The sequence below is a fragment of the uncultured Holdemanella sp. genome, assembly GCF_958348295.1.
GTDB lineage: Bacteria > Bacillota_I > Bacilli_A > Erysipelotrichales > Erysipelotrichaceae > Holdemanella.
On the sequence record NZ_CATVYQ010000012.1, the window covers coordinates 29,003 to 43,517 of the forward strand.

The following is a 14,515-nucleotide window of genomic DNA, read 5'->3' on the forward strand; positions in this document are numbered from 1 at the left end:
CTCTACAGTTATTAACTTTCGAGTTAATAATATCATTGAATGAAAATATAAGCAACATGGTATAATAATCTAGGTGATAATTTATGATACAAATTCCAGACAACAGTACAATATTAGCTCCGGCTACCCTACATTTATCTTTATACAAAGAAATTTTAAAACAAAAAAGAGATTGCCTTGGCATACAAGTTTTAACCTTGTCTAGCTGGCTATCTTCTTTTTATCATGGACAAACAAAATCCGACATTGAAATTCTTTATTTATACAAAGAAGCCTTACAAAAAGTGTCTGTTCAAAACGCCTTCTATTCCAGTAAAGAAGACTATGATTTTTTAAATGCCTGCCTAGACTTTATTAAAATGGCTAAAACTTATCAAATCCAAGATTTTCCTTCTTCAACTCAAAAAGAAAAAGATTTAAATGAAATTTTAAATCTTCTATATCCCATTCAACTTAAAGAAGACCAAACTAAAGATGTTCTTTCAAGTTTACCTGATTTAGAAAATATCTATATTCTAAAAAAAGAATATTCCCAATTAGACAACTATTGGATTCAAGTATTAATGGATCATGGGGCAAAATGGCTTGGTGAAAACCAATTATGTCAAACTCATTATTATAGTGTTGCGAATACACGTAAACAAATGGAAGTCCTTGCCCATCTAATTATCGAAAATGATTATTTGGCAGATGATATTTTCATTGCCCTAAATAACGCGAGTGATGAAAGTGTTCTAACCCAAATTCTTACAGCTCATAAGATTCCATTCACAACTATACAAGAAACACATATTACATCGATCTATAATGAATGGATCAGTTACTTAACATGGATAAAAGACATGGATCTTAAAAGTTTTATAAACCTCATTCAAACTTTATATCCAAATGAAAATTATCTAATACAATACTACACATTGTTTCCGGAAAAATTTCTTAAGTTTGAACCATGTTTAAGCATCCTTTCTTATGAAGACAATGAGATCATTAATCTTTATCAATTTGAATCCTACCAAAAATTAGAACAACAAACATTGGAATGGATACAAAATCATGCTTTCTTATTTAGCACATTAGATTTTCTTGAAATCGCAAAACACATTCAAAATCTACATGAACATGTTTCAAAAGAAGATTTTAATGCCTTTAACGACGTCATGTCACTCATTCAAGATGTACATACACACATTCATAATGCAAGTGATTTAAATATTTTGATTCATCAGATTCAAAATCTTTCTGCCAATCAAAAAGCCAATACAATTGAAGGTGTATTAATTGGATCAAGACAAGACATCACATCATTAAGGCCTATTGTCTTTTTGACAGGAACAAATGCCAATGCATTTCCTGCTTTAAAACTACATTCAGGCATCTTTGATGAAGCTTATGTAAAAAACACAGACCTTCCTAATCTTGAAACACGTATTCAAAATCAACAAACACAAATCTTTGATTGTTTATCCTTATGTGAAACACTTTATATTCTATACCCACAAAGCGACTATCAAGGAAAGAATTATGAATCAAGTTCAGAAATTGAAAATTGGCTACAAACAAAGCCAAAATTTATAACAACTCCAGATTCTTTTCATTGGACCACTCCAAGCATTGATTTAGACAAGAAAATAGCTCAATCCATCTTTTTTAAAGACAATCACTTTAAAGGTTCTATTTCAAGACTTGAATCCTATGCTCGATGTCCATTTTCTCATGCCTTAAAATACGGCTTATACTTAACGGAAAAGGAAAATATTACAGATATTCGTATTCGTGGAAGTATTTTACATCATGTCTTAGAAGTGATTTCTAAAGATAAACAAGATTATACTTCTTTATCCAAAGCAGAGATCCATCAATATGTTGAAAAAGAATTTACTTTCGCTAAACAAGTACTTTTACAGCAAGCCACATGGTTTGATTCACAAATTGAAGAAATCACAGAAAAACTTGTTTTGATTTTTGAACAACTTCATAGTTTTGAAACAAACTGGCACATGAATGTTGATAAACAAGAACATAAGTTTTCTTATTCATATCCATGGAATGAATATACTATCGATTTATATGGATATATTGATCGTATCGATAGTTCAAGCACATCCTTTTGTATCTTTGACTATAAATCAAGTGACAAAGATATTAGCCTGAATGAATTTGAATCCGGCCTTGCCTTACAACTAGCTACATATACGTTAGCTTATGAAAAAGAATCCAATTTAATTCCTGTAGGATGTTTTTATATTGCCTTAAGAACTACACCAGAAGCACTTGCTTATGGAAAATTAAATTATCGTAAGAAAGTGCCTGAATTAAGTATCACAAATGAATCTGACATGCTAGAGACATTCACAAGAAATCGCAAGCTCAAAGGATGGCATTTTAGTGATGCGAGTATTTATTGTGATGATATAAAACAATATATGCCTGTAAAAAGAGCAAACCCGGCTTTAGAAACCATCAAATCTGAATGGAGCCAAGTTATTGATAGTCTTTTAGACGATATTTCTAGTGGCCAAGCCCTTCCAAATCATGTAAAAGATGCATGTAAATATTGTGCATATAGATCCATTTGTAGAAATTCAGCGAATGAAGTTGAACCAAAACTTCGTGTAGAAAAGGAGGAAGAATAATATGGATTTTTCAATTCCCCAAAAAAAAGCTATAGACATTCGAAACACGAATGTTGTTGTTTCCGCAAGTGCAGGAAGTGGTAAAACTGCCGTTTTAGTTGAACGATTATGTCAATTAGTATTAAAAGACCATATTTCGATTGATTCCATTCTAGCTATGACCTTCACAAAGGATGCAGCAGCTGAAATGAAAGCTCGTTTACTTTCGAAATTAAAAGAACAACCAAAAACTGACTATATTCTACAACAAATGGCACTGCTTGAAACGGCCAGTATTTCAACAATTGATAGTTTCTGTTTATCCATTGTGCAAAACTATTACTATAAAATTCCCATCTCTTACACGATGTCTAAACAAACGGCATCAACCGCTCAAACACGTCTTGCCTTTGAGAATGCCTATAAGCATGCGATTCAAGATTTAGACTTAAAGGCCTATACACAACTAAAAATGTATTTTCATTCTTTTGGCAAAACTGAAGAAGATATTCAAAAGTATATTGAAGATATTTTGGCAATCATTAACTCTAAATCTGAAGAAGATGCCAAGGCTTGGATAGAAAATATTCAAGAATCTTATACATATTTAAATCCTAAAATAATGGAATATACCTTAAAGTATTTCCATAATCATTGTCTAGCTATGACTGAAATTTTAGATGAAGTGATTGATCAAATATCAAAGCCTGAGGATTATGAAATTAAAAAGGATTATTTATCAAAATGTTTAGATGCGACATCTTATTCGGATTTTAAAGTTCAATTTGAATTGTATCTAAAGAATACTATTGGCTTTAAAAAGACCATTGATAAAGTGGATTATTCGAAATACCAAACTTCTTTTAAGGAACATGAAACAAGTATTGTCGAAAACTTATTTGACGAAGCGTTTTATCTAAAGGATATTCAAAATCATAAAGATTTAGTTGATACACTATTTGAACTCACAAATAAAGTAAAACTGTATTTTCAATTGGAAAAGAAAAAAATGGAAGTGATCGACTTTAATGATATGGAACACTTTGCGTATCAATTACTTCAAGATCCTATGATCAAAGAGGAGATGTACAATAAATACCAAATGATTCTAGTCGACGAATTTCAGGATACCAATGAGTTACAGGAAAAAATCATTGCGTCCTTCTGTCATGAAAATAATGTGTTTAGGGTAGGGGATATCAAACAATCTATCTATGGATTTAGACAAGCCAATCCTAAAATCATGCAAGATTGGATGGAAAAAGAAGACGCCAACAACACTCCTTTGTTGCTGCAAGAAAACTATCGTTCCAATGCGAGTGTTATTGAATTCAATAATGATTTCTATAGTAAGATCATGAATAATGAATTGTTAGGAGAACAATTTAAAGATATTGATATTGCGAATGTAGGCACAAAAGGACAAATGGAAAGTCCTCAATATCCGGTTCGTTTCTTATATACTGAGTATAAGAATGAAGATGGCAATAAAGCTACAATCAAGAAAAATCACAACGAAAATCGTTTTGATTTAATCGCAAATGACATTATCGAAAAACATGAAGCGGGAATGCCCTATAAATCGATGTGTGTATTAACCCGTAATCATGCTCCTCAAGAAAAATTAAAAGCTGTTTTTGAAGCTTACAACATTCCGGCGATGATTACCATTGATCATGGATTCTTTACAAATCCAGCCATTCAAATTGTCATTTCTACATTAAAAGCCTTAGAAGATCTAACTGACGATATTTCTTTATGTGCTTCTTTAATGTCTCCATTATTTAATATATCTTTTTCTCAAATAGCGAATTGTTGTATAGAAAAAGAAAAAGGAACATCTTTATATACAAGTATTAAAAATGAAGATTTTATGAAGTCATTCTTTGAGTTATACGCAAATAAAAATAAAACGATCACACAACTTCTACAATATATCTATGCGTTTAATAATTTCTATTATGCTTCTACGACAATTCAAGATAAGAATAACTTAGATTATTTATTAGAACTTGCAGGTCAATTTGAAAATCAAAATGATATTCATAGTTTTGTCTTACAATTATCTAAAGATGCAATGCAAGATCAGACACAAGAAGCAAGCTTGTATGGTAAAGAAGATGATGTAGTTCAAGTAAAGACAATGCATCAATCTAAAGGTTTACAATTTCCTATTGTGTATATTCTTTCGCAACACGAACAAAGAGATAAACATGGAAGCTCATGCATCTTGCTTGATTCAACATTAGGGCTATCTTTAAAAGGATTAAGTTTGGATTATAAATTAAAATACAATTCAATCTATCATTTGGCTCTACAAACCAAAAAAGAACTAGATGATCTTGCGGAGGAAATGCGTGTATTCTATGTAGCAACAACTCGTCCTCAAAAAGAACTTGTGATTGTGGACACGATTGAAAGTATTGAAGATTTTTATAGTCCATTAAACGCCTATACTTTATTAGAAGATGAAAGTTATACAGGATGGCTTTTACATACATATGCCAATATGAGTGATTCTTTAGTGGTTTTTGATAAAAAATTAGAATTATATGAAAGACCATTAAAAGTCCGTCAGAATAATACGCCTTATGCATTACCTACATATTCAAAAGGTTCTAAAGCTTTTTCAAGTCAAACGGCAAGTGGCGCAAAAATCAAATTGGATTGGAAAGAGGTTTCTCTTTCTAAAAATATAGGAACGATTCGGGGAACTTTATTTCATGAAATTGTGGCACAATGTGCATATCCTTATCAAGAAAAAGACATCATCGCTTATGCGGATTCTTATGGATATACTTTAAAGAATCATGACATTAAACAGATTCTAGCTTTAAATTTAGATGCACTATATGCTTCTTGGATGAAAGAAAAACATGTATTTGAACAAAGCTATATTATTGAAGAAAAAAATCAAGTTGTACATGGTTTTATGGACTTAGTGATCTATAAAGATAATGAAATCATTATTGTCGATTTTAAGACAGATGCGGTAGATAACGAACAAAAATTAATCGATTTGTATACGATTCAGCTTCAGATCTATAAGAAAGCCATGAAAAAACTAACAAATTTACCAATAAACACGTGTATTTACTCTTTTTCCTTATCAAAGTGCATCTATTTAGAATAACTTATGTTACAATGGTAAAGTCTTTTTAAAAAAGAGAGAAGGAGAGCAAATCGTGGAAAAATTTTTTAAATTGAACGAGAAAGGTTCAAACGTTAAGACAGAGCTTATCGCTGGTCTTACAACATTCTTGGCCATGGCCTACATTCTAGGGGTTAACCCTAATGTTCTAGCAGATGCTGGTATGGACAAAGCCTCTGTATTCCTTGCGACTGCCATTAGTGCAGGTGTGGCAAGTATTATTATGGGACTTGTTGCCAACTATCCAGTTGCATTAGCTTCTGGTATGGGTGTTAACGCATTGTTTGCCTACACAATCTGTGGTCAAATGGGCTTTAGCTGGGCAGCTGCATTAAGTGCTGTATTCATTTCAGGTGTTATCTTTATTCTTATTTCTGTTACTGGTGTTCGTAAAGCTATTATCAACGCAATTCCAGTACAATTAAAGTTGGCAATTGGAGCTGGTATCGGTTTCTTCATTGCGTTTGTTGGTTTAAAAAATGCAGGTATTATTGTAGCAAGCCCTTCAACATTTGTGACAATCGGAAACTTAACAGATCCAGCTGTATTATTAGCTATTGTTGGTTTATTAATTACGATCGCATTAGTTATCAAAAATGTTCCTGCAGCCGTTTTCGTAGGTATGGTTATCACAGCTGTTATGGGTATCATCCTTGGATTCATGGGAATGGCTGGAATGCCTACTTTACCTGAACACTTCATTTCGTTTGATTTTGAATTACAAGCCGCTGGAGCTTGCTTCTCAGGAATCTCTGAATTATTCGCAAATCCATTCCAGGCTTTCGTTGTGATTTTCTCATTCTTATTTGTTGATTTTTTCGATACAGCAGGTACACTTGTTGCGATTGGAAACCGCATTGGTTTGATCAATGATAAAGGTGAACTTGAAAATGCTGAACAAGCCTTGGTTGCAGATGCATTTGGTACAGTATTTGGTGCTGTTTTAGGTACTAGTACAGTTACAAGCTTTGTTGAATCTAGTTCTGGTGTTGGCGTTGGAGGACGTACAGGTTTAACTGCATGTACATCTGGTGTTTGTTTCTTACTAGCCGTATTCTTATCACCACTTATCTTAAGTACAGTTACAAATGCTGTTACAGCACCAGCATTGATCGTTGTTGGTATTATGATGGCTCAACAATTAAAAGGTATTGATTGGGATGATATGATTTTTTCGGCAGCTGGATTTGTCACTGTTATTATGATGATCTTAATGTATTCTATTTCAAATGGTATCGCATGTGGATTTATCGTTTATACAATTGCTATGATTGCTGCTGGTAAGGCCAAAGAAGTTCACCCAACGGTTTGGGCATTAATGATTATCTTCGTATTATATTTCGCAACACCTTATATCATGTAAAAGAAAAAGTCGGTTCTCCGACTTTTTTAATACGTATTATTCTTTTCATATTGATTTTCAAAGGCATTCTTAAAAGTAGGGATGCCTTTTTTAGTATCATAAATCGATGCCAACAATTGTACAGCTTCATCTGTACTCATCTTTGATGTGTTGATCATCAATGTATAGTTGCGTGGATTTCCCCATTTTTGATTGGTATAAAATTCATAAAATCTTGCTCTTTGTGCATCTTTTTCTTGTACAATTTTCTTAGCTTGTTTTGCCGGTACTTGATATTCCTCTATCGACCATTTTATTCTTTCTTCTATATCGCTATAAAAGAATACAGAAATAACATAAGGATCATTTTTTAAAATATAATCCGCACATCTTCCTACAATAACTGCATCTTCTCTTTGCGAGATTTTCCTAATAAAATCACTAGCCATATCGTAGATTTGTGAATTCACACTTAATTCTGTAATGTTTCTAAGACCTAATAGACCTCTTGATTCAATTGTAAATAATCCGTTCGCATCTTGCTTTTGATCTTTAAAAAAATCTGCACAAACACCCATATTCACTGCAATTCTTTCCAAGATTTCTTTATTATAATAACTTATGTCTAAATATTCTGCTAATTTACGGGCTATTTCTCTTCCGTTGGAACCAAACTGTCTAGATATTGTTATGACTACATTTTTTTCCATATTCAATCCCTCTTTTTCTTATATCATACAATAATATGTTAGAATATTGTAGTGGAGGTTGGCTATGAAAAAGATAATTTTTTTAGATTTAGACGGAACTCTTTGGACTTTTGAAAAAATTCCTGGTTCTGCATTAGAGGCTATTGAACTAGCAAGAAAAAACGGGCATAAAATATACACAAATACAGGAAGAACACGTTGTGAAGTTCCTCAATTCTTACTGGATTTAAATTTTGATGGATATTGTTTTGGATCTGGAAGCGAAATTATTATAAATAATAAACAAGTTCTTTTTAAACCATTAGAAAAAAGAGATACAAAATTTATTCAGCACATTGCTAAAGACACAGGCTATTCTTTAGAAGGAAGTCAAACAACATTCACTAGTGAAAAAAATAGAGAACGTATGCGTCAATTCAATATAGATAATCGTATGGGAAATCGTTTCTTGTCTTTTCCAGATATTTCAACAATTACAGATTCCGATTATAATCAAGTCATGAAGGTCAGTATCCATTTTGATTCCCTTTCACAACGAGAAGAAATTTTAAATCAAATTCCTGAACGTTTAACTTTCACTAATTTTTTACATCTAGGTGGAGAAATCACACATTCAGAATACAATAAAGCTACTGCCATTCAATTTGTCAAAGATTACTACGATGAAGAATATGAAACAGTTGCGATGGGTGACTCTGAAAATGATTTAACAATGTTAGAATATGCCGACATTTCTGTTGCGATGGGTAATGGTGTGAAAGAAGTAAAAGAAAAAGCCGACTATGTCACAGATAAAATTGACAATGACGGCTTATATAAAGCTTTCAAATATTTAAAGCTTATTTAGAATCAGAAATGATTCTATTTTTTTATTGTTGTTCCTTCATTACATCTGCGTATTTTCTACGACCTGGATGTAAGTTATCAACATAATAACGAATTGTTAAAGTTCCAGCAACTTTAGTACGAATCTTAGGCTCTACAATAAAGCCATCTCCTTCTAACATTGCATCTAACATAGCTTTACAGCAACTAGCTAGATTCTTTGCCCCTGGTTCACATTCATTCATAAACTCTTTGGCATTCACTTCGATGTATAACCACATTTTATCATGAGCTTCTTGTTTCATTTCCTGTAAACGAGTAGCATACTGTTCTTGAGTCCATTTTTCCATAATCCACGACATCCTTTCTTATATGCTAATCATACATCATTCTAACAAATAACTCAAACTTTGGCCTTTTTTTACAGTTACATTTAACATGTTTTTTTACAAATTATGTAAAATAAACACAATTGGAATCGTTATCACACAGGCAACACTTGTCATAAAGATAGCCTTACTTGCAAGCGTTGCATCTTCACCATACATAAGTGCATATACACTTGAATTGCTAGCAACTGGCATACACATAATAAGTATAATTGTATTTTCGATCAATGGATCAATTTGAAATATTGATAGTGAAAACATATAAATCAATGGCAACACAATCATTTTAAATATTGTAAATACCCACAACTTTATATCCAATAACTCTTTAACATCCATTTTGACTAATCCAGCACCAATTACCATCATAGATAATGGTGTAGTCACATTACCTATATATGTACATGTCTGAGCTAAAACATATGGAAGTTTAATATTAAAAATACAAAGTATTAGAGCAACAATGGATGCGATCATAGGTCCATTCATAAATTTCTTAAAAGAAAAACCTCCCTTACGAAATAAACTTTCTCCATATCCATACATCAAACAGTTAAGCGGTAATAAAAACAAAGCTCCATAAAGCATGGCTTGATCCCCTAATATGGCTTGAATCGCTGGCAATCCCATAAAACCAGCATTGGTAAATAGAATCATAAATTGCCATAGAGCTTTATTTTTTTGAATATGTAGAACTTCTACACTTATTTTAGATACAATACCAGTAAATATCGTAAACAAGGAAAAAATAATCAATACATTTAATAATTCACTTCCAGTAAATGGAGATCCATTTTTAACTGAACTTATAATCAAGCCTGGAATACCAATTCTTAATAAAATATTTGATGCATATACATTTACTTCATCATTAAAAACATTCTTCTTTGCTCCCGCAAAACCAACAATCATGATCAATAATAAAATGATCATTTGTGTAACAATCGTAGTAATATTCATAATAATTCCTTCCTTAAAACAAAAGGACAACACTTAAAGCACATCAAAAGTACTATAAGTATTGCCCCACTAAATCCCTTGGGTAGCAAACCATTTAGATAATAAACCTAAGCCGTCTTATTGTCAATTTGGATTGATCATTGTTAGTTGTACTTTTTGTTTCTCCTGATCAATATTGTATACCCATACCGTAACAATATCTCCTACAGAAACAACATCACTTGGATGTTTTACTCGATTTGTACTCATTTTTGAAATGTGAACCAAACCATCTTCGTGTAATCCAATATCGACAAAGGCACCAAAGTCAACGACATTACGTACTGTACCTTCTAGCTTATCATTAATATGTAAGTCTTCAATTTCCAATACATCTTTTCTTAATAAAGGAGCATCATATTTATCACGATAGTCTCTTAACGGCATGCAGATCGCATCTAAAATATCTTTCAATGTATAACTATCTAATCCTGTGTCTTGCATCAATTGTTTTGTATCACAATCTGAAATTACATCTTTAGCTTTTTGTGTTCCCAAATCCGAAGTATCCAAACCTAATTCCTTCAACAATATTTTCGTTGCCTTATACGATTCAGGGTGAATGCTTGTACGATCCAATGGTTCTTTTCCATCTTCAATACGCAAGAATCCAGCTGCTTGTTCAAATGCTTTTGGACCAATCTTAGGAATCTTTTTAATTTGTGTACGTGATTCAATTTTTCCATTCTCTTCACGATATGACACAATACTTGTAGCACTCGCATTATTCAATCCTGCAACATTTTTAAGTAAAGAAACGCTAGCCGTATTAATATTTACACCTACACGGTTAACTGCTTTTTCTACCACAAAGTCTAAACGTTCTTTTAATCTTGCGGTTGGTAAATCATGTTGATATTGTCCAACACCAATCGATTGAGGGTCAATCTTGATTAATTCTGAAAGTGGATCCATCAATCTTCGCGCAATCGAAATAGCACTTCTTTGTTCAACATGTAAGTCTGGAAATTCTTCAATAGCTAATTTAGATGCACTATACACACTGGCTCCTGCTTCAGAAACAATGGTATAAGAGACTGGTAAATTAAATTTCTTAATTGTATTAGCTACAAAAGCTTCACTTTCTCACTTGCCGTACCATTGCCAATCGCAATTAAATTTACATGATATTCTTTACATAATTGAACTAATTTTTGTTCAGACTCTCTTACTTTCGCATTTGGCTGATGTGGATAAATCACATCAACTGTTAATTTTTTACCAGATGCATCAATAACAGCCAACTTACATCCGGTTCTAAAGGCTGGGTCAAATCCTAAGATTACTTTATCTTTCATAGGTGGTTGAAGTAACAACTTCTCTAAGTTCATAGAGAATACGTCAATACTTGATTCATGTGCTTTTTCGCTTAGAGCCGAACGAACCATTCTTTCAATAGATGGATATGCTAATCTTTTTAAACCGTCTAAAATAGCAGCACGGACATATTCACTTGTACCACTGTTATTAAAACGAATAAATCTACGGCATACCCAATTTTCAATATATTCTTCATTAAAAGAAATTGAAACATTTAATACTTTTTCTTTTTCTCCACGATCAATGGCCATAACTCGATGCGGTGCTAAAGTATTGACTCTTTCTGAATAATCATAATACATCTTATAAACTTTATGATCATCTTCATGATCTTTCTTTTCTGTTGTGACAATACGCCCATAGTTTGTCATTGAATCCAATATTTTATTACGTACATCTACATCATCACTCACTTTTTCAGCAATAATATCACATGCACCTTGAATGGCAGCTTCATGATCTTTTACATTTTCATTGATATAAACATCCAATTCAGTTTCCTTAAAATAACGTGGAAACGACATGAATGTATCAGCTAATGGCTGTAGACCATTGGCAATCGCAACACTTGCACGTGTCTTTTTCTTTTGTTTGTAAGGACGATAGATGTCTTCTACCTGTGACAACTTTGTACATGCATTAACATTCTTAATGATTTCATCATCCAATTTACCTAATGTTTCAATACGAGCCAAAACCTCTTCCTTACGCTTAGCTAAATTTACTTGATACGCATAATTTTCTTGAATGACACGAATTTGTTCTTCATCCAAACCTTTTGTGCGTTCCTTACGATAACGCGCAATAAAAGGAACGGTAGCACCTTCTTCTAATAGTTCCAATGTATTCTTAACTTGCGAAATTGAAATATTCAATTCTTTCGCAATTAAGGAAATTATATTTTCATCCATAAGTTTATTTACCTCATTTCAACTCTATTATTATACCAAAGAATTAAAAACTTCGTCTTACTTCATGTGAATATTTCTTACATAATTCGGTTATGACGTTATTTCAGTGTTTTATTTCGCATAAAACGTCATTATTTCAATATTTTAGAAATTAATGTAGTAATGATGTTGGAGTCGTAGAATTAATGATAAAGATCGTTTAATATATAAAATTGATGAAGGAACTATATATATAATTAGTTGAAGGCAATATTATACAGACCACTAAAGAAGTGAATTTTCGCTTCTTGTTCTTAACCACTTAGCCTTCTATTTTAACCACTTACTTTTCAAGACTATACTTTTAAATATTCATATGAAATAATAAGGCCATGAAAGTAAAACTAGAAATTGATGATTCACTAAAAGAAGATGAAATTGTCATACGTACTAAAGAATATACTGAGGAATTGAAACAATTGATATCTAATTTTAAATCAAAGCCGAGTATACAATTCTTTAAACAAGATACAGAATATTATCTGGATTTAGATGCGATTCTATTCTTTGAAAGTGATAATGGAACGGTCTATGCACACACAACCAATGATATGTTTTCTACAACACAGAAGTTGTATGAATTAGAAAATATATTGACGAACTCCTTTTTAAGAATCTCTAAATCCACAATAGTGAATATTCAAAAAATTTATTCTCTATCGCATTCTGTATCGAGTCATCTCATTACTTTTCAAAATAGTCATAAACAAGTCTATGTATCGAGAATGTACTACAAAGTATTAAAAGAAAGAAGGAATCATTTATGAAAAGAAATTGGTTTTGGGGCATTATTTGTATTCTAGGTGCCATTTTAATTTTTGGAAATCTATTTGGTTTTCTGCCATTTACATTCAGTCTATGGAAAATTATTGGAACTCTAATCTGTCTTTCCGTTATTATCGATGGAATCAAAGAAAGAAGTTTCTACAGTCCCTTATTTGGGATTGTGATTATTTTCTATTTATTCAGAAAAGATTTAGGTTTTGAAGATATTTCATTCTGGTTATTAATGGTTGGAACTTGGCTTTTAGCTTGGGGATTAACTAGTATTTTCCATCCTGAAAAAAACCATATTAAAGTCAACAAACAAATTGAAATCAATTTTGGTGATGACGATACAGAAAATGTAGAATACTCAACAAATTCTATCATCAATATTACTTCTAGTTTTGGTGGAAAAGTTCAATATATTCAAACCAATGATTTACAATATGTGACCATTGACTCTAAATTTTCTGGATTGAAACTCTATTTTGATCAGGCTACCATTCAAAATCAAGCTACGATTGAAATTGATGGAAACTTTACAGGCATTGAACTCTATGTACCTAAAGAATGGAATGTACAAAGTCATATTCGTGCCTTCTTTGGTGGAGTTGATGAAAAAGGACAACCATCATCAAGTGGCTATCCTACATTAAATATCACAGGGCGTATTCATTTTGGTGGAGTTGAAATCCATTATATCTAAGAAAGACAATTAACGTCTTTCTTTTTTATATTCTGTATCATTTTTTGCGAGAAGATATAAACAATATTGATTCATACTAATGCCTTCCTCTTTAGCATGTATTGATAAGGATCTATGAAGGCTTTTGGGAATTCTCAATTTAAATTGTCCGGAATACGATTGTAGATCACTAGGAAGTGGAATCTCTTTTCCATCTTCTAACATACCTAAAATCCATGTTTCTTTTGCGTCTTTGGCAAATTCTAACAAGTCATCTAATGAATCTGAACATGTCATACACCCAGGAAGATCTGGATAAGATAATACATATCCGCCTTCATCTTTATCTTCAACAATCTCCATACGATACGATAGATTCATGTAGTAGTTGAGTTCTTGATTCATATTCCTTCATCTCCTCTTCTATCACTTTTTTAATCATTTTTACACCTTTTTTATAGGTTTATGTCTTGGAATCACAATACGACTACATCCAGATTTGACAAATGAATAATGACTCGATCCACCTTTAGGTTGTTTGATCTCATATCCATATTCTTTCATCACTTTAACTATCTCTTCAAAACGAATATCATGATCCAATTCTAAAAATCTTTTTAACAGCTTATCCCAAGAAGACATCTTTTCACCTCCATTATATTTGGTGTCACATTTGGTGTCAATCATATTTTTAATGATCTCTACCTTAATTAACGTCAACTTCTCGTAATTTTTATACATCTATACAAAAAAAACATCCCGTTGTG

11 protein-coding genes and 2 pseudogenes are annotated in these 14,515 nt (G+C 32.0%); 7 read left to right on the forward strand and 6 right to left on the reverse strand.

All coding sequences use genetic code 11. The annotated features are described in order from the left end of the window. The first annotated feature begins 83 nt into the window (after positions 1–83). Genes Q3907_RS03660 through Q3907_RS03670 form a run of 3 tightly spaced genes read left to right on the forward strand, consistent with a single transcriptional unit; the run spans position 84 to position 7,126 of the window. Complete coding sequence (locus Q3907_RS03660) at positions 84–2,633, forward strand: PD-(D/E)XK nuclease family protein (protein ID WP_301897284.1); 2,550 nt, start codon at positions 84–86, stop codon at positions 2,631–2,633. Position 2,634: 1 nt separating this feature from the next. Next, the gene (locus tag Q3907_RS03665) at positions 2,635–5,745 is read left to right on the forward strand and encodes an exodeoxyribonuclease V subunit beta (protein WP_301897285.1); all 3,111 of its coding nucleotides are present in this window, start codon (positions 2,635–2,637) and stop codon (positions 5,743–5,745) included. 49 nt (positions 5,746–5,794) lie between these two features. Next, on the forward strand, positions 5,795–7,126 hold the full coding sequence (locus Q3907_RS03670) for an NCS2 family permease (RefSeq protein WP_301897293.1): 1,332 nt from the start codon (positions 5,795–5,797) through the stop codon (positions 7,124–7,126). A gap of 26 nt (positions 7,127–7,152) precedes the next feature. On the opposite strand, the gene Q3907_RS03675 is transcribed toward Q3907_RS03670, so the two are convergent. Further along, a complete protein-coding gene (locus Q3907_RS03675; RefSeq protein ID WP_295643071.1) occupies positions 7,153–7,815 on the reverse strand; it encodes an AAA family ATPase in 663 nt (220 codons plus the stop codon). 64 nt (positions 7,816–7,879) lie between these two features. Between Q3907_RS03675 and Q3907_RS03680 the strand changes: the two genes are divergently transcribed. Next, positions 7,880–8,662, forward strand: a complete 783-nt coding sequence (locus tag Q3907_RS03680) for a Cof-type HAD-IIB family hydrolase (protein WP_301897286.1) — start codon at positions 7,880–7,882, stop codon at positions 8,660–8,662. 22 nt (positions 8,663–8,684) lie between these two features. Here Q3907_RS03680 and Q3907_RS03685 read toward each other — a convergent pair whose 3' ends face one another. The 3 genes and pseudogenes from Q3907_RS03685 to Q3907_RS03695 all read right to left on the reverse strand — a co-directional run bounded on the left by Q3907_RS03685 (position 8,685) and on the right by Q3907_RS03695 (position 12,259). Next, positions 8,685–8,990, reverse strand: a complete 306-nt coding sequence (locus Q3907_RS03685) for a hypothetical protein (RefSeq protein ID WP_295561928.1) — start codon at positions 8,988–8,990, stop codon at positions 8,685–8,687. Positions 8,991–9,086: 96 nt separating this feature from the next. Further along, positions 9,087–9,989 (reverse strand): AEC family transporter, encoded by a 903-nt coding sequence (locus Q3907_RS03690; protein WP_301897288.1) that lies wholly within the window; start codon positions 9,987–9,989, stop codon positions 9,087–9,089. A 123-nt stretch (positions 9,990–10,112) separates the two neighbouring features. Further along, positions 10,113–12,259 (reverse strand): annotated as a pseudogene (locus Q3907_RS03695) (Tex family protein). 175 nt (positions 12,260–12,434) lie between these two features. Between Q3907_RS03695 and Q3907_RS03700 the strand changes: the two are divergent. The 3 genes and pseudogenes from Q3907_RS03700 to Q3907_RS03710 all read left to right on the forward strand — a co-directional run. Beyond that, positions 12,435–12,503: pseudogene (locus Q3907_RS03700) on the forward strand (Txe/YoeB family addiction module toxin); the annotation flags it as partial. A 127-nt stretch (positions 12,504–12,630) separates the two neighbouring features. Continuing rightward, positions 12,631–13,065: a LytTR family DNA-binding domain-containing protein gene (locus Q3907_RS03705; protein WP_301897289.1), complete on the forward strand. Its 435-nt coding sequence runs from the start codon at positions 12,631–12,633 to the stop codon at positions 13,063–13,065. Continuing rightward, the gene (locus Q3907_RS03710; protein ID WP_301897290.1) at positions 13,062–13,769 is read left to right on the forward strand and encodes a hypothetical protein; all 708 of its coding nucleotides are present in this window, start codon (positions 13,062–13,064) and stop codon (positions 13,767–13,769) included. Before Q3907_RS03705 ends, Q3907_RS03710 begins: the two co-directional genes overlap by 4 nt. A gap of 9 nt (positions 13,770–13,778) precedes the next feature. Here the strand turns inward: Q3907_RS03710 and Q3907_RS03715 are convergent, their stop codons facing one another. Continuing rightward, a complete protein-coding gene (locus tag Q3907_RS03715; RefSeq protein WP_301897291.1) occupies positions 13,779–14,153 on the reverse strand; it encodes a type II toxin-antitoxin system HicB family antitoxin in 375 nt (124 codons plus the stop codon). A 39-nt stretch (positions 14,154–14,192) separates the two neighbouring features. Next, complete coding sequence (locus Q3907_RS03720; protein WP_301897292.1) at positions 14,193–14,390, reverse strand: type II toxin-antitoxin system HicA family toxin; 198 nt, start codon at positions 14,388–14,390, stop codon at positions 14,193–14,195. Positions 14,391–14,515 lie beyond the last annotated feature (125 nt).

Bases quoted from the DNA above. Each gene is read 5' to 3' on its own strand.
- Q3907_RS03720 (WP_301897292.1), bottom strand. From the start codon at position 14,390: ATGTCTTCTTGGGATAAGCTGTTAAAAAGATTTTTAGAATTGGATCAT.
- Q3907_RS03665 (WP_301897285.1), top strand. From the start codon at position 2,635: ATGGATTTTTCAATTCCCCAAAAAAAAGCTATAGACATTCGAAACACG.
- Q3907_RS03685 (WP_295561928.1), bottom strand. From the start codon at position 8,990: ATGGAAAAATGGACTCAAGAACAGTATGCTACTCGTTTACAGGAAATG.
- Q3907_RS03680 (WP_301897286.1), top strand. From the start codon at position 7,880: ATGAAAAAGATAATTTTTTTAGATTTAGACGGAACTCTTTGGACTTTT.
- Q3907_RS03660 (WP_301897284.1), top strand. From the start codon at position 84: ATGATACAAATTCCAGACAACAGTACAATATTAGCTCCGGCTACCCTA.
- Q3907_RS03710 (WP_301897290.1), top strand. From the start codon at position 13,062: ATGAAAAGAAATTGGTTTTGGGGCATTATTTGTATTCTAGGTGCCATT.
- Q3907_RS03705 (WP_301897289.1), top strand. From the start codon at position 12,631: ATGAAAGTAAAACTAGAAATTGATGATTCACTAAAAGAAGATGAAATT.
- Q3907_RS03690 (WP_301897288.1), bottom strand. From the start codon at position 9,989: ATGAATATTACTACGATTGTTACACAAATGATCATTTTATTATTGATC.
- Q3907_RS03715 (WP_301897291.1), bottom strand. From the start codon at position 14,153: ATGAATCAAGAACTCAACTACTACATGAATCTATCGTATCGTATGGAG.
- Q3907_RS03675 (WP_295643071.1), bottom strand. From the start codon at position 7,815: ATGGAAAAAAATGTAGTCATAACAATATCTAGACAGTTTGGTTCCAAC.